Origin of the sequence: Aerococcus christensenii (assembly GCF_001543105.1) — a bacterium.
In the GTDB taxonomy this organism is placed as follows: domain Bacteria; phylum Bacillota; class Bacilli; order Lactobacillales; family Aerococcaceae; genus Aerococcus; species Aerococcus christensenii.
Genome location: NZ_CP014159.1, coordinates 376,973 through 399,606 on the forward strand (window position 1 = coordinate 376,973; position 22,634 = coordinate 399,606).

General features: G+C 38.6%; 22 protein-coding genes and 1 pseudogene. 9 read left to right on the top strand and 14 right to left on the bottom strand.

Annotated elements, in window-relative coordinates:
- Window positions 1–470 precede the first annotated feature (470 nt).
- A pseudogene (locus AWM71_RS01870) lies at window positions 471–1,664 on the bottom strand (IS3 family transposase).
- Window positions 1,665–1,782: 118 nt separating this feature from the next.
- Between AWM71_RS01870 and alr the strand changes: the two are divergent.
- Both alr and AWM71_RS01885 read left to right on the top strand, forming a co-directional pair.
- A complete protein-coding gene (alr, locus tag AWM71_RS01880; protein WP_060776400.1) occupies window positions 1,783–2,931 on the top strand; it encodes an alanine racemase in 1,149 nt (382 codons plus the stop codon).
- A gap of 169 nt (window positions 2,932–3,100) precedes the next feature.
- Window positions 3,101–3,925 (top strand): helix-turn-helix domain-containing protein, encoded by an 825-nt coding sequence (locus AWM71_RS01885; protein WP_060776401.1) that lies wholly within the window; start codon window positions 3,101–3,103, stop codon window positions 3,923–3,925.
- A 53-nt stretch (window positions 3,926–3,978) separates the two neighbouring features.
- On the opposite strand, the gene AWM71_RS01890 is transcribed toward AWM71_RS01885, so the two are convergent.
- Window positions 3,979–5,031, bottom strand: coding sequence for a hypothetical protein (locus AWM71_RS01890; RefSeq protein ID WP_060776402.1), 1,053 nt, complete (start codon window positions 5,029–5,031; stop codon window positions 3,979–3,981).
- A gap of 221 nt (window positions 5,032–5,252) precedes the next feature.
- Here AWM71_RS01890 and AWM71_RS01895 point away from each other — a divergent pair, with 221 nt between their 5' ends.
- Complete coding sequence (locus AWM71_RS01895) at window positions 5,253–6,422, top strand: haloacid dehalogenase-like hydrolase (protein WP_060776403.1); 1,170 nt, start codon at window positions 5,253–5,255, stop codon at window positions 6,420–6,422.
- A gap of 58 nt (window positions 6,423–6,480) precedes the next feature.
- Here the strand turns inward: AWM71_RS01895 and AWM71_RS01900 are convergent, their stop codons facing one another.
- Window positions 6,481–7,404, bottom strand: a complete 924-nt coding sequence (locus AWM71_RS01900) for a M15 family metallopeptidase (protein WP_060776404.1) — start codon at window positions 7,402–7,404, stop codon at window positions 6,481–6,483.
- Window positions 7,405–7,519: 115 nt separating this feature from the next.
- Here AWM71_RS01900 and proB point away from each other — a divergent pair, with 115 nt between their 5' ends.
- Window positions 7,520–8,320: a glutamate 5-kinase gene (gene proB / locus AWM71_RS01905; protein WP_061096470.1), complete on the top strand. Its 801-nt coding sequence runs from the start codon at window positions 7,520–7,522 to the stop codon at window positions 8,318–8,320.
- Window positions 8,321–8,331: 11 nt separating this feature from the next.
- Window positions 8,332–9,621 carry a glutamate-5-semialdehyde dehydrogenase gene (locus tag AWM71_RS01910; protein ID WP_060776405.1) on the top strand — a complete coding sequence of 430 codons (1,290 nt, stop codon included), beginning with the start codon at window positions 8,332–8,334 and terminating at the stop codon, window positions 9,619–9,621.
- Window positions 9,622–9,676: 55 nt separating this feature from the next.
- Here the strand turns inward: AWM71_RS01910 and AWM71_RS01915 are convergent, their stop codons facing one another.
- From AWM71_RS01915 to map, 11 genes are all read right to left on the bottom strand, one after another.
- Complete coding sequence (locus AWM71_RS01915) at window positions 9,677–10,144, bottom strand: hypothetical protein (protein WP_060776406.1); 468 nt, start codon at window positions 10,142–10,144, stop codon at window positions 9,677–9,679.
- A gap of 129 nt (window positions 10,145–10,273) precedes the next feature.
- On the bottom strand, window positions 10,274–11,047 hold the full coding sequence (locus AWM71_RS01920) for a CpsD/CapB family tyrosine-protein kinase (RefSeq protein ID WP_060776407.1): 774 nt from the start codon (window positions 11,045–11,047) through the stop codon (window positions 10,274–10,276).
- A gap of 17 nt (window positions 11,048–11,064) precedes the next feature.
- Entirely contained in the window at window positions 11,065–11,793 is a 729-nt protein-coding gene (locus AWM71_RS01925; RefSeq protein WP_060776408.1) for a YveK family protein, read from the bottom strand.
- A 47-nt stretch (window positions 11,794–11,840) separates the two neighbouring features.
- Window positions 11,841–12,605 carry a CpsB/CapC family capsule biosynthesis tyrosine phosphatase gene (locus tag AWM71_RS01930; protein ID WP_060776409.1) on the bottom strand — a complete coding sequence of 255 codons (765 nt, stop codon included), beginning with the start codon at window positions 12,603–12,605 and terminating at the stop codon, window positions 11,841–11,843.
- Window positions 12,606–12,615: 10 nt separating this feature from the next.
- Window positions 12,616–13,074: an NUDIX hydrolase gene (locus tag AWM71_RS01935; protein WP_060776410.1), complete on the bottom strand. Its 459-nt coding sequence runs from the start codon at window positions 13,072–13,074 to the stop codon at window positions 12,616–12,618.
- Between the two features lie 36 nt (window positions 13,075–13,110).
- Window positions 13,111–13,992, bottom strand: a complete 882-nt coding sequence (locus AWM71_RS01940; RefSeq protein ID WP_060776411.1) for a DegV family protein — start codon at window positions 13,990–13,992, stop codon at window positions 13,111–13,113.
- Between the two features lie 21 nt (window positions 13,993–14,013).
- Window positions 14,014–14,895 (bottom strand): DegV family protein, encoded by an 882-nt coding sequence (locus AWM71_RS01945; RefSeq protein WP_158320028.1) that lies wholly within the window; start codon window positions 14,893–14,895, stop codon window positions 14,014–14,016.
- Window positions 14,896–15,002: 107 nt separating this feature from the next.
- Window positions 15,003–15,977 carry a GMP reductase gene (locus AWM71_RS01950; RefSeq protein ID WP_060776413.1) on the bottom strand — a complete coding sequence of 325 codons (975 nt, stop codon included), beginning with the start codon at window positions 15,975–15,977 and terminating at the stop codon, window positions 15,003–15,005.
- Window positions 15,978–16,162: 185 nt separating this feature from the next.
- Complete coding sequence (gene coaD, locus AWM71_RS01955; RefSeq protein WP_060776414.1) at window positions 16,163–16,654, bottom strand: pantetheine-phosphate adenylyltransferase; 492 nt, start codon at window positions 16,652–16,654, stop codon at window positions 16,163–16,165.
- Between the two features lie 21 nt (window positions 16,655–16,675).
- Window positions 16,676–18,115 (bottom strand): LCP family glycopolymer transferase, encoded by a 1,440-nt coding sequence (locus AWM71_RS01960; RefSeq protein ID WP_060776415.1) that lies wholly within the window; start codon window positions 18,113–18,115, stop codon window positions 16,676–16,678.
- A 16-nt stretch (window positions 18,116–18,131) separates the two neighbouring features.
- A complete protein-coding gene (gene map, locus AWM71_RS01965) occupies window positions 18,132–18,941 on the bottom strand; it encodes a type I methionyl aminopeptidase (protein WP_060776416.1) in 810 nt (269 codons plus the stop codon).
- 241 nt (window positions 18,942–19,182) lie between these two features.
- Here map and AWM71_RS01970 point away from each other — a divergent pair, with 241 nt between their 5' ends.
- The 4 genes from AWM71_RS01970 (at window position 19,183) to AWM71_RS01985 (ending at window position 22,608) form a co-directional block, all read left to right on the top strand.
- Complete coding sequence (locus tag AWM71_RS01970) at window positions 19,183–19,890, top strand: GntR family transcriptional regulator (RefSeq protein ID WP_060776417.1); 708 nt, start codon at window positions 19,183–19,185, stop codon at window positions 19,888–19,890.
- A gap of 122 nt (window positions 19,891–20,012) precedes the next feature.
- Window positions 20,013–20,462: a flavodoxin gene (locus AWM71_RS01975; protein ID WP_060776418.1), complete on the top strand. Its 450-nt coding sequence runs from the start codon at window positions 20,013–20,015 to the stop codon at window positions 20,460–20,462.
- 42 nt (window positions 20,463–20,504) lie between these two features.
- Complete coding sequence (locus AWM71_RS01980; RefSeq protein ID WP_060776419.1) at window positions 20,505–20,795, top strand: hypothetical protein; 291 nt, start codon at window positions 20,505–20,507, stop codon at window positions 20,793–20,795.
- Window positions 20,796–20,922: 127 nt separating this feature from the next.
- Entirely contained in the window at window positions 20,923–22,608 is a 1,686-nt protein-coding gene (locus AWM71_RS01985) for an ABC transporter substrate-binding protein (protein ID WP_060776420.1), read from the top strand.
- Window positions 22,609–22,634: the final 26 nt, after the last annotated feature.

The following is a 22,634-nucleotide window of genomic DNA, read 5'->3' on the forward strand; positions in this document are numbered from 1 at the left end:
AATGATTTCTCATTTCATAAAACACTGATATAGAACTTATGCTCGTATACTATACACGTCATTAAAGAAGATTTTTTAACTTAAGTAATAAACGTATTAAAAGGAGTAATGAGATGGAAAAAAGAATAATATCTTTAATTATTACAATAGGTTTTCTTGTCGTTTTAATTTTCAACTTTTTTAAAGACTTAAATTTATTGCTTCTAATTTCAAACTGTATAGGCTTCTTTTTGGTTATGACTATTTTAATTACCCATGTAAAGTATTTAATTTTTAATAGTCATAAAAATTAGTGGAATGAAGTCAATCACATCTTATATATCAAAGAAAAAATTCTGGTTCTCTACTATGCGGTGCCGAGAAGAGTTAATGGCTCTTTCTTGACACCTTTTTTAATATTCAAAAAGTGATGTGACCCCAAAAAGTTAGACTTTTTTAAACGTAGTAGTTTTATCGACTGCTACGTTTTTCTATGCAGCCGTAAGGCTGATCCGATATTGAACAGGACTCATCCATCCTAGTCGTTCTTTGATTCGTTTTTCGTTATAGTACTTGATATATTTCTCTATGGCGGATTTTAATTCTTCGTAACTGTAATAGATAACCCCATAATAAATTTCTTGTTTTAGTAAGTCCAAAAAGTTTTCCATCACTGAATTATCGTGACAGTTGCCTTTCCTGGACATACTTTGGAAAATTCGTTCTGCCTTTAAGCAATCTGTATAACTTTTCATCTGATAAGCCCAACCCTGATCTGAATGAAAAGTACGACGATAAGGACAATCTGATGTTACTTGAATGGCTTGATCTAAAGCTGTCATCACATTGATAGCAGAAGGGCTTCTATCGATACTATAACTTAAGATTTCGCTATTAAACATATCTATAAAGGAATCTAAATACAGCTTAGCTTGTGCATCGTCATACGCCCCTTTTTATCGACTTCGTAATATTTAAATTCAGTCGTGTCAGTTGTCACCTTTTGGTGAGGAATCGAGGTGCAGAAACGACGATGGATTCTATTAGGCGCTATTCGACCATATTTACCTTTATAAGAATTATATTTTCGACTTTTTCTCGTGTATGAAGTAACTTGAAGCTTTAATTTTTGCATGAGTCGTTGAATTTTTTTCTTATTGATCAGAAAGCCTTGATTTTTCAGCGCAGCGGTCATACGCCGATAGCCGTAATCTTTATTTTCTTGGCAAATTTCTATGAGTTTTGTTTCGATTTCTTGATCTGGATTTTTTCGATTGAATCTTTTCTGCCAGTACATAAAAGTGGCTTTTGGCATACCTGTATATTTGAGAAGATCTTTCAGTTTGAATTGTCCTCGGAGGCTGTGTATGATGTTAGCTTTTTTTTCGTTTTGGCTTCTTCCTCTAAACGCAACCTCCTCAACTCTTTTAAAAAAGCATTCTCTAACTTGGCCCAATATCATTCATCTTCCAACTGTTTAATCCGATCTGTACTCGTATCTACTGAATCTGCCCCATTGGGACGTTTGCCTTTCTTCTCTTTCTTTTCTCTTGTTTGTTTATCCATCGTCGAATTTGACTTTTACTTTTTATTCCATATTGTTTAGCAAGAAATGCGCAGCCACCTTTACCTTCTAAGTAAGCTTGAACAACTTCTTTCTTAAATTGATAGCTATACTTTGACATAAAAATACCGACTTCCAAAATCTTAAGAATATCTTACTTCTTTGAACTTTATCCTAGCACTTAGTTCATATAGATTTATGCTAAAATAGAACTACTTAACAAGAAGAGAGGAATTATTATGATTAGTGCCTACCATCGTCCCACGCGGATTACGGTTTCACTTCCAAATATTTTACACAACTATCAACTCTTAAAAGGACTCAGACAACGCCCTGTTTTTGCGGTCATTAAAGCAGACGCATATGGGCACGGCAGCCTGCCAATTGCTAAGGCTTTGGAAGCTATCGAAGCTGACGGATTCTGTGTCGCTGTTTCTGATGAAGCTTTAGAACTGAGACAAGCAGGCATCACTTCTAGAATTTTAGTTCTTGGTTTAACTGAACCCCAAGACGCTTGTTTACATGCTCAAAAAAATATAGATCTCACCGTCTCATCTCTCGATTGGCTAAAAAAAGCTTATGATTTTCTCAAAAACTCTTCCTCGCTTCCCCTTAATGTTCACTTAAAAATAGATTCTGGTATGGGAAGAATTGGAGTCAGAGATACAAAAGAAGCTCAAGCCATTATCGACTATATCAAAGATCACCAAGATCACTTAACCTTAGCAGGTATTTTTACGCATTATGCCACAGCGGATAGCAGCCAGGCAAATTGCAAAAACTATGTAGAAAATCAAAGTCAATTTTTTAAAGAAAAAATCGATGCTCTTCATCTTGAAGTCCTCACCCATCGCCCTATTATTCATCAATCAAATACGGCTTTAAGTTTCTGGTATCCTGAAAAGACTTTAGATGCGATTCGTTTAGGGATTGGATTATACGGCTGCAATCCTTCTGATGGAGAAGTGACCCTTCCAAGTGATCTTCCAATTCTTCCGGCGCTCTCTTTAACGACAACTTTAAGTTACGTGAAACAGCTCCCTGCAGGTCAGTCCATCTCGTATGGGGCAACTTACACGACTGAAAAAGATGAATGGATAGGGACACTCCCTATTGGATACGCAGATGGTCTCCCGCGTTCCTCAACCGGTTATCAAGTGCTGATCGATGGTCATCTTTGCCCTATCGTAGGTAGAGTCTGCATGGATCAATGTATGGTTCGGTTACCTTACGCCATGCCTACTGGGACCCTCGTCACTATTATAGGGACCGACCCTATCAGTGGTCAGTCTCTCTCTGCTGAGTCTCTCGCTCAATATAACCATACCATTTCCTATGAACTATTTTGTGGATTTTCTCCACGTATTCCTCGCCACTATCTCAACTAAAGATACCTTTTCCCAGCGAGGTAGCCTTCTGTATTCGGACAAGATTCCTAAAAGTTAATCCGTATATGACTTTTGGAATCTTGTTTTCTTTTCAAGCAAAGATTTTTTTGATGCCATTTTTATGTTATGCTTAATTTATAAGGTAAAACTCGTCAACAAGGAGAAGATCATGTCTACTACTATTCCTTACCGCATTAAAGTTACTCCTCTTCGGAAAGAACAATTCGAAATTTATAATCGATCGCTTTACCACAGAAAAGAATTACTTTTTGTGATTCGCCCTTTTCGCTTACTGATTAATCAGAACGAAGTTGCTCTGAATAAACAGCAAATTCTTGTCCTTCCCTCCACAATCAACGCTCAATTTATTCTTGAAGAAAACATTAAAGAGATCAGCCCTATCTACGCTTACCTCTTCTCAATCGGTGAACCCTACTTAGAAACCATCACGGATTCCTTTGTTACCACTCCTGAATTGCAACATCTCTTTCTAAAATTACAACGTTTTTCTCCTACACCTACCGCATTCAAACATCTTTTGACGATCGTAAGGGAAATGGACCGCACTCAGTATTTTAAAAAGAGTGACCTCCAGCAAAAGAGACTCTATGCCCTGACTTGTCAACTTTTAATAGATATTTCCCATCTTTCTACTCACGAAGGCTTCCAAATTACCAACCGCCCACATCCACAACTTGCAGAAGCGATTCGGCATTATATTGACGAAAATTACCAAGCAGCTATTCGTCTCAGTGATCTCAAAGAATTATTCTCCTGTTCACAATCCACACTCAATCGGATTTTTGAACAAAATTACCACTCAACCATTCATCAATATATTATTAAACGACGCATAGAATACGCACATGAAATGATCACCTTAGGGCATCCGATCAAAGAGAGTTGGCAATCAGCAGGATTTAATGATTATTCCAGTTTCTATAGAGCCTTCAAAAAGTTTTATAAATATCCGCCTCATTTAACCGGCAAATAAAAATCAGCCTCCTCTATTGAGAAGCTGATTTTTATTTTAAGACGCTTTTTTGCCTATTCCGTTTTATTTTTTAACTTTTTATCCAACTGACGCATCGTATCCACAATGTAATCTTCAGCTTCTTCCACTAAATCTAAATACAAACCATAATAAACATAAGCGCTTTGATAAGCATGCATAATCATTGAACGACTGGCCACTGCTTTCAAAGCATTAACCATATCTGGATTAGGATAATCCACAATGCGATAATCTTTCTTAAATTGTAAAAGTTCTTCACCTTCTAAAGGTGTCACTTGACCAATCTTTTCTTGCAAATGATTTAGCCGTTCGCGTGAACGTGAATTATTGTCATCCCAAGCTAAGCTAATATAGTAAAGCTGAGCTGCTGCTTGTTTTTCTCCTTTCTTTTCATAGAAGTAAGCGAGGTAAGACATTCCACGCGAAAAGTCCTCACGACGTATCGCATGTCTAAAGCCATTAAAAAGAGTAGCATAGCTCATACCATATTGTTCCATCAACAAATACACCCCTGCCAAATTAAAGATCGTCTTGGCATTATAAGGGTTCCATAATAAGGCTTGCTGATAAGCGTCCGCAGCTTCTTGCCATTCATTAGCCGCCATCAAAATCTCAGCATAGGCAATATACAAACGCGAATAATCACGTTTCGTTGGCCGTAATTCAAGGCCTGCCGATTCATACCATGAAAAAATAAACAAATCAATTAAGTTAAAAACGCTATAGTATTTTACATTTAGCTTAGGCTTATAGTCTTTAAACTCTGACTCCATCGCATTAATAAAGACATTCATTTCAAATTGCGCATCTGTTGCGCGATCTTCCGCCACCAGCTGATTCATTCTTTGAATAAAAGCGTCATCCGATCCGGTCGTCAAATCCATCCATAATTGTTGAATAGGGGCGCTTTCTTCAGGATAAGCCTCCAGAAGTACTTTTTCAATATGCTTTCTTAAAGCTTCATCTTTTTCTAATTCTTTAAAATGTTCCTTCACTTCATTGACAATATAGGTGATGTCTTCTTTAAAATCGCCTGTAAAATTTCGACTTAACTCCTCTAAAAGACTTTGTTGTTGTTGCTTCATAAGTATCCTCTCAAATCCTCTTTGTCCCTAAATATTAAGTGCTCTCTTGTAAGGAGACCTTTTTGCCATGTGTGCATCTTCTCCTAGAGCTTACTCACTTCACTTATTATAGCATATTCTTTTTCTACTTTAATGTGAGAAAAATCCAAAAGAATTTCCTAAAGGCAAATAAATCTGCTATTATAATTAAAAAATCAGGATTTTTAATGAGGAGGATTCCCATGACGGCTTATTTTCCAAAAGGAAACTGGGAAGAAACGTTATATCAGCGGTTAAATCAACTTATCGATACCTTTCACGCCTCTCCCAACACACCCCTTCATGAGCGGGCTTATGTTGTTTTTGATTTTGATAATACCTCTATCTATAACGACATAGAAGATCACACCACGCTCTACATGACACAACAGCTCGCCTTCCGTATGACAGCAGAAGAATTCTCTTCTTCCCTTCAAGCAGGCCCTTTTGATTTTAATTTGCCCATTAGTCCTGAGTTTTCTTCCCTAACTACCCTCGACTTTATTCAATTATTAACGACTGATTACTGCCAACTTTACACCCAATATCTCTCCCCTTCAACCTCCTCCAGGCCTTCCCTCTCACTCCTTCAGCGTTCTCCTCTTTTCCAACGCTTTTATTTTCATATGCGCGTTTTTTATACTGCCTTCAACCAACGTTACACCCGTCTTGCTGGGCAAGCTTGGCCGGCTTATTTCTACCAAGGCTATTCTTCTACTGATTTATTCACCCTCACGCAGCAGGCTCTCAAATGGGGAAGTCAGCTTCCCTTGACTTACACCTCTTTGACCGCCCCTCTTCTTCCCTCTTCTACTCAAAACTTCAGACCTGGCTTTTCTCAAGGCTTGCGCCTACCGCTTGACATCCTTCATCTCTATCAAGCCTTTAAAGCCCATCAAATCGAAGTCTACATTCTTTCGGCCAGTCCTCTCCCACTGGTTCAAGCCGCTGTTCATTATTTCGGCTATCCCCTAGCCCCAGACCATATTCTAGCCATGAAATTACAAAGAGATTCCACAGATCATATGCAAAACAGAATGGCTAAAGGTGCTTTCATTACTCAAGGAAAAGGAAAAAAAGAAGCCTTAGATCAACTTCTAAAGCCTCTTCATCGTCAAAAACTGCCCATTGCTTTTTTCGGAGATAGTATGGGGGATTATAATCTCCTTCAACTAGGCCCACAAATGAAAACCGCTGTCCTTTTTAATCGTTATCTCAAGGACAATACTCAAGCTTTTGCCCAAGAAGCCGTTCGAACTTATCAAGATCCCTCCGCCATCTACTTCTTACAAGGCCGAAATGAGCAAACGGGACAATTATACCCTAGTCAATCGAGCTTAGGTTTAGATAATACGCTTCACCTCTTCGTCTAAAAGAAAACGCCTCTTGATGCTCTTCAACAGAAAACAAAAGGCTTTTTCTCTTAGATTCCTACTCTACTTTTAAATCTTCATCTACCTTGTAAGTAAGCTCAATTCCATTCTTAGCATAAACGAGGACAACATACTCTTCTAAAGTTAAGCCGTGACGGTCAATATAATCTGCCGCTTCTTTACCCACATAGCGAAAATGCCAAGGTTCAAATTGATAACCGGTTTCTTTTTCTCTCCCTTTAAGATATCGCAAAATAAAGCCATAGTCTTTAGCGTGAGTTTTCATCCACTGAGCTTCAGGGGTTTCGGCAAAATCTTCTACCAATCCTTTTCCTCCTTGATCCCACTGTTGCGTCACAATATCCAAAGCTAATCCCAAAGAATGTTCAGATGTTTTGGGAGGAGCCACATACTCTCTGGCTTTTTTTTCGGCTTCTTCTGGAGAAAGACCTTGCTGAAGATAAACTTGCTTATAACTCTGATAATTCGCTGTCTGTGTCGCTAAATTACGATAAGCAGAAACGATCTTCAGCTTATAATTCTCCTTTTCTGAGGCATCCATGAAGGCTTGAACAGATTCTTTGATTCTTTCATCGTAAGTCTGTCCGTCTATTCCTACATAGAGTGGAGACGTAATATCTTCCTTCAAAGGGAACAGCTCATTAACAATTTGGAGCTTCCAATCTTTAGGATCTACTTGTTCAGGTAAATCCTGTAATAGATTCCAAACCGAAGTTTCTGGATGGTTCGATTGAATACTTTCTAAAGTGACGGGTTGAATCTGTGTGTCCTCAACTGAAGCAATGCTCACTTCTTGCTTCTCTAATTTTTCTGAAATTTTTGCCAAATCTAGAGTTTCTGCTGAAGAATCAGCTGGCGAATGTACTGCAAAAAAAATATCTGTTCCCACAAAAGCTAACAAATAAACAAGAACAATAACGAGAATAAAGGCCTTTGGGTGTCTTTTTAACCAATTTTTCATTGTTATCCCCCTTTTTCTTTTATTCTTTATTATACCACGAGATGAATAGAGAAACTTTAGTAAAATTGTGGTACAATGCCATTATCTATGGATATAAGAAAGTAGGAATTTCATCGTGAGTCGCAAAAAAATCTCTCAAGCGAAACGTATTGTTGTCAAAGTAGGGACCAATTCTCTCATGACCCCAAAAAACACGATTCGCTATCGACGAATTGATCGTTTAGCTTATGTTCTCTCTGAATTAACACAAAAGGATCGCGAAATCATTTTGGTTACTTCTGGCGCTATTGGTGTTGGATGCGCTAAAATGAATTTAGCTAAACGCCCACATAAAATTTCAGACCAACAAGCAGTCGCTGCCGTGGGACAAGTCGCCTTAATGAACACTTATGCACGCTTCTTTGACTATTATAGCAAACAAGTTGCCCAAATCTTGATGACAAGGGATGTCGTCGACTTTCATGACTCCCTTTTCAATCTCAAAAATAACTTTGACTCTCTTTTCCACCATCAAATTATTCCTATTGTCAATGAAAACGATGCAATTGCTGTGGATGAGATGGATCACAAGGTTCGCTTCGGTGACAATGATAGTCTTTCTGCCTTAGTCGCTTCGATTGTAGATGCCGACCTTCTCATTTTACTTACTGATGTCGACGGCTTCTACGATTCCAATCCTCAGACCAATCCAAATGCTAAGAAATTTAATGTAGTGAATGATTTAAGTGATGACCTACTCACAATGGCTGGTGGCAACGGTTCTAAATACTCAACAGGAGGGATGAAAACAAAATTAAGGGCTGCTAAACGTTGCTTAGACGAAAACCGCTCCATGGTCATTATGTCTTCCAATGATCCTACACAAATTTTCGATCTGTTAAACGAACAACCTGTCGGTACACTCTTTACACGTTAGGAGGCAAAAAAATGATTAATGAAACAGATTTAATAAAAATGGGACAAGCCGCCAAAAAAGTGACTCAACTTCTAAGAAGCTTGTCTAGGAAAGAAAAAGATCAAGCTTTATTCGCAATGGCTGACGCTTTACGAAAAGGCACCGCTGACATTCTTTCTGTGAACCAAGAAGAATGTCAGCAAGCCCTAGATAATGGTAAAGGAGAAGCCTTTATTGAACGGATGACACTCACTCCAGACCGCATAGAAGCCATGGCAAACGGTCTAGAACAAGTGGCACAACTCCCTGATCCTATTAATCACGTGGATGAAATGTGGATCAACAAAGACGGCTTACAAATTGGAAAACGTCGGGTTCCGCTTGGGGTTATCGGCATTATTTACGAATCTCGTCCAAACGTTACTTCAGATGCTGCAGGACTTTGTTTTAAAACGGGAAATGCTGTGATTTTACGTGGGGGGAAAGAAACCATCCAAAGTAACCAAGCTATTATTAATGCCTTACAAGCCGGTCTAAAAGCAGTTGACCTTCCTGAAGAATGTATTCAATTTATTGATAATCCTAGTCATGACTTAGCCAATCAGTTTATGCAACTTCACTCTTATGTCGATTGCCTAATTCCTCGTGGGAGCAACCGACTCATTCAAAATGTCGTTCAAAATGCCACCATTCCAACCATCGAAACCGGTGTAGGGAATTGTCACCTTTATGTCCATCAATCAGCTGATCTAGAGGTTGCCTGCAAGCTCTTAGTGAATGGTAAAACTCAGAGAATTTCTGTCTGCAACGCCTTGGAAAGCTTAGTGGTGGACAAAGCGATCGCTGATCAATTCCTCCCTATGGCTGAAAAAGCCCTCAACGCCGTTCATCCAGTAACCATCCATGGCGATGATCGTTGTTGTGAGATCCTTCCTCATGCCCTTTTAGCTACAGAGGATGATTTTGCTAAAGAATATCTTGATTATGAAATCTCTGTAAAAGTGGTAGACGATTTCCAAGAGGCCGTCTCCCATATTGAAACCTATTCCACTCATCATTCAGATGTCATTGCTACTCAAGACTATCAAGTCGCCAATGACTTCCTAAATGCTATCGATTCAGCTTGTGTGTATGTCAATGCTTCTTCCCGCTTTACAGACGGAGAAGTTTTCGGGTTTGGAGGAGAAATTGGTATTTCTACCCAAAAATTACATGCCAGAGGGCCTATGGGTTTAGAAGCTCTTACTTCTTATAAATACGTTATTTACGGACAAGGACAAATCCGTTCTTCATCCTTAATAAAAAGGCGTCTTTCTTCTTGAAAGTCAAGAAGAAAGACGCCTTTTAGTTTGAAAAGTGATTCTCTATGATTGCCCTTTACGCATCCACAACCGTTACATCGCTCACCGTTAAATCGAGATCATCTAATGAATAGTTCGCCTTAGTAGGTGTTCCTTGCATTGGAATATCATCCACAACCATAATTGCAAAACCAGAGGCCCAGTTGCCTAAAAATTCAGAAGGAATTTCCCAGTCTACATCTTCAAATTGTACAGCAAAATCGTTCACCTTAAACTCTAAATGTGCATTAAACGCTTTAATGGACTTCCCCGTCAAATTAATCATCACAAAAGCCGTCCGTGCGGTATGTTGTCTCAAATTAGGTTGAGCTTCAATCGCAAATAAATTGACTTGTCCTTGTTCAAAATATTCTTCGTAAGTATCTACAAAATTTTGAACGGTTTGCAAGATGCGGCTAACATCTTGCTTGGCCATTGAGGCTTGTAAATGTTGTAACTCTTGATTTTGAGCAAATGTAAGGGCTGCACGTATTTTATTTGACATAATCTTCTCCATCCATTCTTTTATTTATTGGTTTAATATCCTTTGCTAGTGTCGGAGCCTTGACCTGGCTTTTCATCCAATCAACGAATCCCATCCCCAAAATTGTTAACAAAAAATATCCCAACTTTCTCATAAGGCATGGTCTTCTTCTGATTTGAACTCTTCTAATTCAATCTCTTCATCACTGTATCCATAACCATAATAAGCATCCATCGCTGAAACATCCGCTCCATTATAAATAGCGCCTATCACTCGAGCATTCACACTATCTAAAAGCCCTTTGGATTTTTGAACATTAGAATAAGTAGCGACACCTTCTCTCAAAACAAAAATCGTCGCATCTGTTCGACTCGCTATAATTTGAGCGTCCGTAACAGGGAGTAGCGGAGGGGCATCAATAATTACAATATCAAATACCTCACTTACATCACTTAACAGGTCATTCATACGCTTAGACGATAAGAGTTCTGCAGGATTTGGTGGAAGAGGTCCTGCAGGCATCACATACAGATTGACTTCTGGAATATACTCACACACGTCCATATAAGACACTGTACGATCTGTCAAATATGTGGTCAATCCTCTTCTAGAATGCAGATCAAAAGTCTTATGGACAGTAGGCTTGCGCAAGTCTCCATCAATCATCAAAACTCGAACGCCATCCAAATCTGCCATCGTTGTGGCCACATTTGCTGCAACCGTAGACTTTCCCTCAAAAGGGCCTGATGACGTAAACATCAAAGTCTTCAACTGAAATTCTTCCACAGCAAATTGAATGTTTGTCCGGATCGTTCGAAATTGTTCAGATACCACATGATTAGGATCATTCACTGTCATTAATCCCACACCCAATCTTTGAACCTTATTCTTCTTATCCATCTGTCTTTTTTTCCAATTAAACATCCTTGTTGCCCCTTCTATTAGACACGCTTTTTAAGTGAACGATTGTCTTCTTTTCCAGGAAATTGGCGATTAAAGCGAGAAATATTAATCGATTCACTGCTCATTTGAGGAATAACTCCCATCAGAGACCATCCCATCCATTTAACAACTTCTTGATGACGGATGGAATCATCTTTGACAATACGAACGATTTGAATGATTAAAGCAACGAGTCCTCCTACACAAGCTCCTAGCAAAAGATTTATCCAATGAATAGGAGAAACTGGCCTTTTATTCACTTTAGCTGGAGTGAGTAAAGTCACTTGATCCACAGGAATTACTTTGGGAACTTCTGCAATAAAACGATCCGATACTTTTTGGGCGAGATCAGCTGCCCTTTGGGGATTACTATCTGACACATGTAACTGAACCACCGTAGATTGCTCATCGGTCTCTAACTGAATCTTCTTGCTCAGCTCCTCCCCCGATAATTGATAGGTCTTGGCAATCTCATCCAAAACCAGCGGCGTATGAACTAAATCGCCATATGTTTTGATCAGATCTAAACCTCCATCTTGTCCTGTTTGATCCGCATTGCCTCTTTTTATCGCAATCTGGGTATGCGATTGATAGACTTCCGGCGCCAAAAGGAAGCTGTAAACACTCATCCCTAACACTCCCAGTAAGACGCCTAAGTAGATAGGCAGCCATTTCTGTTTAGTTCTTCGCCATATCTTCTTCACTGAATACTTTGCTGAATGATTCATGATGTACTTTCCTACTCCCTTTAGGCTTATAATACCATATCTATGCTTTATAATCTAAACCATTTCTCAAAGAAATGAACGGCTTTATTTTCTAAGAAATGCGGTAATTGGAGAACCGTTTCTCCATTGACTAACGCTTTAGCATTCTCCTGCAAATTAAAAGAAAAATCATTGCCATATTCTTTTGCTATCAATCGATAGGCTTGCTTTAAACGATAATCTCGTGCGCATTCCGCAAAAGATCCCATCGATGTCACCAGTCCATGATTTAATAACCAACGCGTGTTCTTTTCTGGGTCTTTTCCTACTTCTCCTAAATAAGCGTTGGCAGAAATTTGAAAACAGCACCCTTGATCCACTAAATTATACAACCATTCAGAATTTCCCATGAGTGCTTTATTCTTTTCAACACCTACTAAGACTGGTAAAATTTCTTGATTCAAACACGCAAATAAAAACGGTTGAAGGCCTTCTGCTGTCACATCTTCTGATAATTCAACCAAAAGATAACGATTATTCAAATCCATATAGAGCAAATTCTCAAAGTCTAACTCGCCCTCAAAGGGTTCCTCTATTTTTAAAATTTGCCCAGGGAAAACCACCACAGAGATGCCTCGCCGATCGAGCTGCTCTTGAAATCGAGAAATTCTTTGCATTGCCTTTTCTGTTTGGGATAATTCACCTTCATATCTCTTTGTCATTAAGAGATGCGTAACGCCGCTCTTCCACGCTTGATTCACTAAATCTAGACTCTTTTCAAAAGCTTCTTGACTATCCTCTTGTAGTGAACAGCAAGCTACATCTACTAGCATTTTGATCCCCCTATTTCCATGTTTGACTTTCGATTAAACGCCCTTTCTCATCGTAAACCACCTTAATATCAAAAGGTGTCTGTCCCAAAAGTAAAGGTTCGAGGAATTTAACATCCCCTGCCCATAAATTTAAGTCAAACAGCTTTTCTTTGGGGATCCATGCCATCACCCCTTCATCATTTTCAACAACCTCATCACTCGCTATGGTCCCTGTATACACAAACATATATAAAGGGGGATCTGTTCCATAAATAAAGGTCACTATCCCTGCAAAATGAGGAGCTAACAAATCCCAACCAGTTTCTTCCTTAACTTCTCGTTTCGCACACTCTAAGGGACTTTCTCCTTTTTCAAATTTGCCCCCAATGCCTACCCATTTCCCGCAATTTATATCTTTTTCTTTTTTTACGCGATGAAGCATCAACAAGCGATTATTCCGTTCAATATACACTAAACTTGTCAAAGTCATAAGAAAGTCCCTTTCTTAAGTATTCACGTCAAAGGTTTAAGCTTGCGGATAATTCTCTAAACTTGGCAAAACAGCTAAACCTAACGTGCCTATGCCACCGTGATTACCAACAACAGGCGTTAACCAATCGATTTCTAAGGAGATATCTGGCAATTGTTCATGAATAAGGCGCGCCATTTCTTCTGCCCCTTCTCTACTATCGACATGCACCAAAGCGCCTGAAACTCGGTGAGAATATTTTTTAGCTTCTTCAATGAAACGATCGGCTAACCATTTCAAAGCCCGCCGTTGGGTACGTACCTTAGCTACTAAATCTATCGATCCATCCTTACCAAATTCAATAATAGGAACAATTTTTAAAAGAGAAGCAATAATCCCCTTAGCGCGAGAAGCTCGTCCACCTTGAACTAAATGATTAATATCTCCTATAGATGCCCACATGGTGGTATGGTCATTTAACCATTTGAACCGTGGCAAAATTTCCTCTGTTGAAAGTCCTTCTTCCACCATTTTGATCGTTTCTTTCACTAAAAAACGAAGAGGTAACCCTACACGACCATTACTTAAAGTAACCGTCTTAATTTGGTCTTCATATTCTTTGGCAACAGATTGCCCGGTTTGATTGGTTCCACTTAAAGCATAAGATAAAGGGATAAAATAAACAAGATCATATCCCTTATTGATCAAAGACTGATACACTTCATGAAAAGCTTGAGGTTGGGGTTGAGAGGTCTTAGGAATTCTATCTGCTTTCTGAATCGCATGATAGACTTCTTCTATTTTTAGGCGATCAGGGACTTCTGTAAATGTTTCTCCCGATGAAAAATTAAGTTGTAAAGACACATAATAAACATGTGGATGATTTAATAAGTTTTCATCTAAAGTAGCGGTACTATCTGTTAAAAATGCAATCTTCATTATTTACCTCCATTATTTGCCCTAAAATGGACAATTCTCTATTTTAGGTAAGACACAAAAACCAAAACTTCCACTCCCTAAGTGAGTTCCAATAACAGGAGGGATGGTGGCATATCTTATCTCCAGCTCTTTGCCCCAATCTGTATTTTGAATCATTTCTTGTATCTGTTGACAAGAATCCTCTTCAGGAGTCCCTAACAAGCAAACTTGGTATCCCTTTTCATACATCTTACCTTCTTCATGAATAATCTCTACCATTCGGTGAATGACTTTCTTACAGGTTCGAATTTTTTCGCTCATCCCCAACTCTCCAGAACGTTGGACATAAATGAGAGGAAGGATTTTTAAAAGATTTCCTAAAACTACCATACTCTTGCTGGCACGTCCTCCCTTAACCAAATTATTCAAATCTCTCACTGTCACATAGATAACCATTTGCTCATCTAGCCATTTTAAACGGTCGACAGCCATATCTAAATCTAACTCAGCCACTAATTTTAAGCCATTCTCAACCAAATAAGCTAATGACAAGCCCGTTTGCCGCGTATCAATAAGTCGAATCTTTAACTTATCTTGATACTCCCCAGCAACTAATTGACAATTTTGAAAAGTTCCACTTAGAGCAGAAGACATAGTCATCACGAGGACCTGATCATAGCCTTTCTCCACTAAACTTTCCATCACATCATAGACTTCTCCAACACTCGGTTGGGAAGTTGTCGGCAGGGTTTCCATACTTTTCAATTCACTATAATAAGTTTTGAGAACAGTTTCATCAGTTGTTTCTTCTAAACTATGCCCATCCGGATAAATAACACGTAAATGAATCACATAAACATCCGGATGACTGGCTAAAGATTCAGGAAGAGACGATGTACTATCTGTAATAATTGCTGTTTTCATAATATTCTCCATTATTTGCTTTTCTTAAAAAGGCCGGAGTTTTGTCCCCCGACCTATCATTTCTCTCAGAATACTTAGGATTCGATTGATTTTTAAATAGGGAAGACTTACCGGACATCACCATTATAGATGCTTGGAATCACAACATAATCCACTGTCCGAATGGCCTCTAGGTCCTTGCCTCCTGCATAAGAAATCGAACTTTGTAAATCTTCTTGCATCTCTTTTAATGTATTGAAGAGACTACCGCGACTTTCAATTAAAATTTTCTTACCTTCTACATTTTTATATTCACCTTTTTGGAATTCTGAAGCCGAACCAAAATATTCTTTGTATTTTTGGCCATTTTGCATTACTTCTTCACCAGGAGATTCTTCGTGAGCAGCTAAAAGTGATCCAATCATCACCATACTTGCTCCAAAACGAATACTTTTAGCAATATCTCCATTGGTACGAATTCCGCCATCAGCAATAATCGGTTTACGTGCGGCCTTTGCACATAAACGAATAGCTGCTAATTGCCAGCCCGCTGTTCCAAATCCTGTTTTGATCTTAGTGATACATACTCTCCCAGGTCCAACACCTACTTTTGTAGCGTCTGCCCCAGCATTTTCCAAATCACGAACAGCTTCTGGGGTTGCAATATTCCCAGCAATAACGAAAGCATTGGGTAATTGTTGCTTAATATACTTAATCATTTTAATGACTGACTGTGCATGCCCGTGTGCAATATCAATAGTTATGTAGTCAACCAGCTCGCCTGAAGCCTTTACTTCATCAATAAAATCAAACTCCTCAGGCTTTACCCCTAGACTAATCGAAGCATAAAGGCCTTTTTCATTCATCTTCTTAATGAAGTCTAACCTTTTATGAGGTTCAAAACGATGCATAATATAAAAATATCCATTTTCTGCTAATTTTTCGGCTAATTCTTCATTTAGAACAGTCTGCATATTAGCTGGGACCACCGGGATTTTAAAAGTTCGTGGTCCAAATTGAATACTCGTATCACATTGTGAACGGCTTTGAACAATACACTTAGCGGGAATCAACTGAACTTGTTCATAATCAAATGTCTGCATATTTTATCTCTCCTAAAGCGTACACTCTTTTACTGTCTTCATCCTAAGACAATTTACATTGTATCATGCAAGCTTTAAAAATCAAGTCACCTTACTCTCGGCTCAACGAAAAGATTGTTCTCTACACCTCCACTCTGTTCTAAAAGAAAAGCCGTAAAAAGAATCTCTTCTACGACTTTTTTCGTTTAATTACTCTGATTCTGTTTGCTTTTCAACGCTTGATAAACATTATTAGGCACTAATCTTTCTATATTTCCACCTGCAGTAAACACAGCTTTCACCATACTCGAAGACAAGTAACGATATGTCGGATCCGGCAACAAGAAGACCGTCTCAATATTTGGAGCGAGTTCCTTATTAATAGCTTCTATTCCAGCTTCATATTCCAAATCTTGGGGATTACGGATTCCACGAAGAAGCACCTGACAGTCCAATTTCTTTGCCAGATCTACAGTTAACCCTTGGGGAGAAACTATCACTTCCACGCCTGAAATAGACGATAAAGCTTCTTTTACTAAACTCAACTTTTCTTCTAACGAAAAATAAGACTGTTTTTCTGAATTATGCGCAATCGCAACATAGACATGATCAAATACATTTGCTGCTCGCTTAATAAGATCCACATGTCCTAAAGTTATCGGATCAAAACTTCCAGCAAATAAGACTTTCCGTTCCATAACATCAGTCTCCTTTTTCTATTACTGAACAACTGCTTGCGGTTTAACAGAAAGCGGTACTACTGATTGAGGAGGCTGAACTTCAGAAGGCTCTTCAGGAGCAACAGCAGGTCTGCTTTCAACCGTAGATTGAGGGGCGCTCACTGAAGGAGCCGCTGCTGGTCTTGGTTCCTGTTGAGGACTTGCAATATTGGCTCTCTCTTCTGACGACACATCCGGTAAGCCATTATTTGCTTGTATTGCTCGACTAATTTGTTGAGAGGGTTCATGCGTTTTCTCATACATTAGCCCATCTTCTCCAAAGAACTTTCGAATCAACGCATCTAAATCTTTGCGTTGATAAACGCCAGGATCAATCAACATATCCCCCGAATCTAAGATGCCATTCTTATTCGTATCTTCCACAGGGAAATAATCCGGTATGACCCCAAATTCAATAGGATACACAATTGCTGACTGCGTAGGTTCTAAACCTAACAATTCACGAATTTGATTCGACATCTTAATGCGATCTGCTTCTTTTAACATGAGATACCATCCAAAAGGAAGCTTCAAGTCCACCCAATCTTCAAAAACCAAATGAACAGGTTTTTTGACAGCTTTTAAATAGTTCTTCTGTAGATCCATCATGTCTCTAGCTCTCAAATCAGTTTTTAGTGATTGACCCAATTTTTCTAAAATTTCCTCATAATTAAAGGCAGTATCCACAGATAAGAATTTATCAATCACAGCTTGAACAACTTGCTGTTGCCGTTTTTGTCGACCGATATCGCCTTGCGGATCTTTTTCCCGCATTCTGACATACTGCATAGCTTGTTCCCCATTAATATGCATCGTTTGTCCTTTAGTGAAAAAGGCACCATCTTGTTCAAACGTCATCGGTGGAACAACATCAATCCCATCCAAGCTATCAATAATATCAATAAAAGCTTTCATATTAACTTCTACATAATGGTCAATCGGAATATCTAATAACCGCTGTACAGAATTAATAGTATCTTTTATCCCACCATCCATATAGGCGTGGTTGAGCTTATCAAATTTATTGCTCGTCCCCTGAGCCGCTAGCGTGTCCCGAGGAATACTCAAAATCGTGGATTTATTTTCTTTCGGATTAATAGTCACCACCATCATGACATCTGTACGCCCTTCTTCAATATTTTTATACATCAAAGCGCCGTTATCGACCCCTGCTACTAAAATACTTACCGGATCTTCTTTCTTCAAAGAAATGGCTTCTTTCCGCATTTTTTGACGATCAACCGCTTGATAAATACTATCCGTAAAATGAAAAATATTGTTTAAAAAGCGCCCCACGCCATAAACAAGTCCACAGGCCAGTAAAAGCGATAAAATAATCATCACTAGCCGCTTTTTATTTCTACGCGGAGGTTTTGGTAATTTTTGGGTATGTCGATGACTTCTACGTTCCATCCGTGAATGACCTTCATTCAACGTCATGCCGTTGCCCCTTTCTTTATTCTAAATTATAGTCGATCTCTAAATTTGTGATGCCTAAGGCTTGATCCCCATCTTCCCAATTTTGCATAGTTAAGATACGTGGTTTTTGGGAGGTTATCACTAAAGTATGCTCATATTGCGCACACCAAGAGCCATCAACGGTCCGCGCAGTCCATCCATTACTATCGATGGTGGCATGCCAATCTCCCATGGTAATCATTGGTTCAATACAGATAGTCATCCCTTCTCTTAGACGTTTTCCCCGTCCAGCAATTCCATAGTGAGGGACTTGAGGCTCTTCATGCATGGTAGGTTGGATTCCATGTCCCACAAAATCTCTAACGACTCCAAAGCCACAAGATTCTGCATAAGATTGAATGGCCTCTCCGATATCTCCTAACCGATTGCCCGCAACGGCTTGCTCAATTCCTAAATACAAACATTTTTTGGTGACATCCATAAGACGTTGAACTTCTTCATCTACTTTTCCTACTGCAAAAGTATGACAAGTATCTGTAAAAAAGCCATCCAAAGACAATACCGTATCTACTGAACAAATATCCCCAGCCCGAAGTTTTTTCTTGCTAGGAAAAGCGTGACAAATTTCATCATTAGTCGAGGTACAAGAGGCATAAGGGTAGCCTTCAAATCCAATTTCTTCAGGAACAGCTCCTGCTTTTCGAATTCTCTGTTCTACAAAATCATTAATATCTAAAGTCGTCACTCCCGGTTCAACCATTGTCCGTAAATCTTCCATAATTTTGGCTACAATAGTACCTGCTTGATCCATAGCTTCTATTTCCCGTTCGGATTTTATAGTGATCACAATTGATCATCCCTTCTCTGAAATCTTTTCTACGTTAGTATACATTAAAAGAGAGCATAAAAAAATAAACTTTCTTCAAAGAAGTTATTACAGAGCTCGGGAAATTGTACGATTTTTTAGAATTAATCGTTTTTTACTAGTTTTTTTGCGCTTTATCCTATACAATAAGATCTGCAAGAAATGCTAAATTTAGTTTATTGCATATTTCTGGCAAATTATTCCATAGATGGGGAGATGGATTATGGGAAAACAACAAAAATTAGAACAGATATCGTACCTCTACATTAAAGACCAAATTATTCAAGGCCTATGGTTACCAGGACATCACATTGTTGAATCCAATATTTCAACAAAACTCGACATGAGTAGAAGTCCTATTCGTGCGGCTTTAGCTGTCCTATCTGAAGAAGGTACGATTGAAATGCGTCCATATCGTGGATTCTATGTCAATGAAAAATTAAGCAAAGATGTACTCGTTCCTTTTAGGTTACGTTACTTTATCATTTGCTACTTCCGCTTAATGGATCGTATTGTCAAAAGCCGTACAAACGGGAGAAGCTGTGCAGAACAATTAACAGTTGAGCTTAATAAATTAAAAGCAGCTTTTGACCATAAAAACTACGAAGAATGCGCCCAATTAGAAATGGCTATCTTTAAAAAATTACTTAGCTTGGCCAATCATCAATTCTTAGTAGACGAAGCGCTACTATGCTACGAATCCGTAGTAACCAAAGTACACAAAAATCTCAGTTCCGCTTCTGCTTCCACTCAAGAAAACTATCAACGTCGCAACATCATTTATTTAGAAGATATCATTACTTTGATCAGCCGAGATAAATTTGACGAAACACGTACCATCTGCGAATTATTAGCGATACACCAATATCACCAACTTTCTGCAAAAGAACAAAACGCATTTGACCACGCTTCGCCTTACCTCATTAAATAATAAAAAAGCAATGTCTTATAAAAAGGCATTGCTTTTTTATGCCTTTCATAATCTTTTAGGCTTTTTTAAATGCCTAATTTTTGCTATAATTTAGAATATCTTAAGAAAGGTGACAAATTTTCATGAACGCTTTAATTGTTTACGCCAGTATGACAGGCAATACAGAAGAGGCCTGTGATGTTATGATGGCTGCCCTAGAAGATCTAGGCGTCACATGTGAAATGGAATCTTCTTTAAATATTTTTGGTGAAGATTTTCTCGATGTCGATATTTGCGTCTTGGGGACTTATACCTATGGAGCAGAATTACCAGAAGAAATCATAGATCTTTACGAAGACTTAGACTCTCTAGACCTAAGTCAAAAAGTCTTTGTCACCTTAGGCTCTGGAGATCACGCTTATGAAGCTTTTTGCCAATCTGTCGATGATTGCTATCAACAATTCATAAAAGCGGGAGCTCATCCTGCTGCTCCCCCTATTAAGATTGAATTAGATTGCAAGCAAGAAGATATTTCTACTATTGAAGTAGCAGCTGCATCAGCTGTTGAGTGGGTTCAATCTCACTCTGCTTAATTGAGAATTCCACCCAAAAACTTTATTAACGAGGAGGTCATTATGAAGGGACCAAAAAAAGCCCATCAACTTTTAGAAGATATCGAAAATCTCAAGCTTGATGAAACCTTAGAAAATTTAGATAAAGGTTCTCCTCATTTAAACTGGGGCTACCTCTTCATCGGGTTGGTGGCTATTTTCTTAGTTGTTTGGTTAGTAGTCGAATGGGCTTCACCTAATAAAACAGACCTTTACGTTCAAACACAAACCGAACAAATCCAACAGCTCGAACAAAAAGTCCAGCGGTTAGAACACCGCATGCAAGTACTTGAAGATAAACAAAAGGCTAGTTAGCAATTTAACTAGCCTTTTATCTTACTAGCAAAAAACTTTAGCTTCCTTTAACTTTTGAGAAATTGCATGGGAGTAAGGGGAATGATAGAATGAATAATGAAATTTTAATAAAAAAGGAAATGACGCCATGAAGAAAAAATATTGGTCCTGCCTCTTTTGTGTCCTAGCCTTGCTGGCTCTCAGCGGCTGTCACAAAGTAAGATTTACAGACCCTAAAAAAATAACCTATGATACGCCAGACCACAAAGAGCCTACTGCAAAACATCCTCGAACAGCACTAGGTCTATCTACGCAGCATAAAATTCATAGCCTCAATCCTAACAAAGTTCAGTCCGGCTACGAGCTAGCAGCTTTAAATATGTTAGGAGAAGGTCTTTTTCGCCTAAACGATCAAGGAGCCATTCTTCCAGGTGTCTGCAATGGTAAGATTGAACGGTCTAATAACCAAATTACTTTCCATTTAAATCCTGAGGCACGTTGGTCCAATAATCAACCCGTAAAAGCTGAAGACTTTGTCTATGCTTGGCAAGAATTAGTTCGACCAGAAAATCATCATTTTTACGGAAATATTCTTAATGACATCGTCGCTCAAGCAACAAACATTCAAAAAGGAGATTCTTCTGTCGATCAACTCGGCATTACTGCATTAGATGATCACACTCTTCTTTTAACTCTAGAAAAGGAGACTCTTCCTACTCAAGATCTCAAACGTCTTTTAGCTTTTCCTGCTCTGTTTCCAATCAATAAAGACTTTGTTCAACATATTGACTATACCCTTTATGGCGATAAAAGCGCCAATAGCTTAAGCAACGGTCCTTACAGTCTCGAAAACTGGGCACCAGAATGGGATACTTGGTCATATGTTCGAAATGAAATGTATCCTGAGAAATCAGACTATCCTACCCAAAAAATCACTGTGCAATATGCCAAAAATCTATCAATCTTTGAAAAATCTTATCAGCAACAAATTTTGGATATGACTTTTTCTAAAAAAACTTCAAAAAATAACCAAGCCTCTCTTCACCCTAAGCATACCGTACTCCATCTCAACGGAAACTCTAACAACAAAAAGCATCAACTTTTAACAGATGAAACTTTCCGAGCTCTTCTCTGTCAATCAATTGATCAAAGTGCTCTCAAAGAAAATCAATCTAAAGAAGCAGACAACGTTCAATTAACGTCTTCTATGGACCCACTAACACCTGATCTATCTCTAGAGAATCCTTCCTCTTCTCTAGATGCTCAGTCTACCCTTTCACGCCTTTTGAAGGAAAATCATTATCAAGCTTTTGAATTAAATCTCATTACCGATGACACAGCAGACTCCGTTCAATTGGCTAACCAATTAAAAGATCAGTGGCAAAATCAACTTTCCCACTTAACTATTAATGTTCTCGCCTTACCTGAAAGTACCCTGCTTACTCGTTATCAAGAGGGCGATTATGATCTAGCGCTTTTAAATCATCAAAGCTACGATAATCAAACTAACCGTATTTTCTACACCCCTTATCTCAACTCTGCCTACCAACAAAGTTTAGGGGAAGATTACGCTAGCTATTCCCAATTACTAACGGAGCAACCCCTTACTCAGAGATTAGAGGATACTACTTGTCAAAAAGCCCAACAGTTCCTTCAAAACCACTATTTACTCAAGCCTCTCTTAAGATCTGAGAGCTACTATCATTTAAGAGATCAAGTAGTAACACAATCGCCATTCCAATCCTCGCTTCTCATAAACTTTAAAGGCATGGCCTACCAACCTAACGACCAAACAATTCCAATTCTTCCTAAAAAGTCCAGTTTAAAGAAATAAGACAAAACACTCCCAACTTTTCTTGA

Coding starts and splice junctions, on each gene's coding strand:
- AWM71_RS01910 (WP_060776405.1), top strand. CDS start 8,332: ATGATTAATGAAACAGATTTAATAAAAATGGGACAAGCCGCCAAAAAA.
- AWM71_RS01895 (WP_060776403.1), top strand. CDS start 5,253: ATGACGGCTTATTTTCCAAAAGGAAACTGGGAAGAAACGTTATATCAG.
- AWM71_RS01900 (WP_060776404.1), bottom strand. CDS start 7,404: ATGAAAAATTGGTTAAAAAGACACCCAAAGGCCTTTATTCTCGTTATT.
- AWM71_RS01930 (WP_060776409.1), bottom strand. CDS start 12,605: ATGCTAGTAGATGTAGCTTGCTGTTCACTACAAGAGGATAGTCAAGAA.
- alr (WP_060776400.1), top strand. CDS start 1,783: ATGATTAGTGCCTACCATCGTCCCACGCGGATTACGGTTTCACTTCCA.
- AWM71_RS01950 (WP_060776413.1), bottom strand. CDS start 15,977: ATGCAGACATTTGATTATGAACAAGTTCAGTTGATTCCCGCTAAGTGT.
- AWM71_RS01890 (WP_060776402.1), bottom strand. CDS start 5,031: ATGAAGCAACAACAACAAAGTCTTTTAGAGGAGTTAAGTCGAAATTTT.
- coaD (WP_060776414.1), bottom strand. CDS start 16,654: ATGGAACGGAAAGTCTTATTTGCTGGAAGTTTTGATCCGATAACTTTA.
- AWM71_RS01985 (WP_060776420.1), top strand. CDS start 20,923: ATGAAGAAAAAATATTGGTCCTGCCTCTTTTGTGTCCTAGCCTTGCTG.
- AWM71_RS01980 (WP_060776419.1), top strand. CDS start 20,505: ATGAAGGGACCAAAAAAAGCCCATCAACTTTTAGAAGATATCGAAAAT.
- AWM71_RS01915 (WP_060776406.1), bottom strand. CDS start 10,144: ATGTCAAATAAAATACGTGCAGCCCTTACATTTGCTCAAAATCAAGAG.
- AWM71_RS01945 (WP_158320028.1), bottom strand. CDS start 14,895: ATGAAAACAGCAATTATTACAGATAGTACATCGTCTCTTCCTGAATCT.
- AWM71_RS01925 (WP_060776408.1), bottom strand. CDS start 11,793: ATGAATCATTCAGCAAAGTATTCAGTGAAGAAGATATGGCGAAGAACT.
- AWM71_RS01975 (WP_060776418.1), top strand. CDS start 20,013: ATGAACGCTTTAATTGTTTACGCCAGTATGACAGGCAATACAGAAGAG.
- AWM71_RS01920 (WP_060776407.1), bottom strand. CDS start 11,047: ATGTTTAATTGGAAAAAAAGACAGATGGATAAGAAGAATAAGGTTCAA.
- AWM71_RS01940 (WP_060776411.1), bottom strand. CDS start 13,992: ATGAAGATTGCATTTTTAACAGATAGTACCGCTACTTTAGATGAAAAC.
- AWM71_RS01885 (WP_060776401.1), top strand. CDS start 3,101: ATGTCTACTACTATTCCTTACCGCATTAAAGTTACTCCTCTTCGGAAA.
- AWM71_RS01935 (WP_060776410.1), bottom strand. CDS start 13,074: ATGACTTTGACAAGTTTAGTGTATATTGAACGGAATAATCGCTTGTTG.
- AWM71_RS01970 (WP_060776417.1), top strand. CDS start 19,183: ATGGGAAAACAACAAAAATTAGAACAGATATCGTACCTCTACATTAAA.
- AWM71_RS01960 (WP_060776415.1), bottom strand. CDS start 18,115: ATGACGTTGAATGAAGGTCATTCACGGATGGAACGTAGAAGTCATCGA.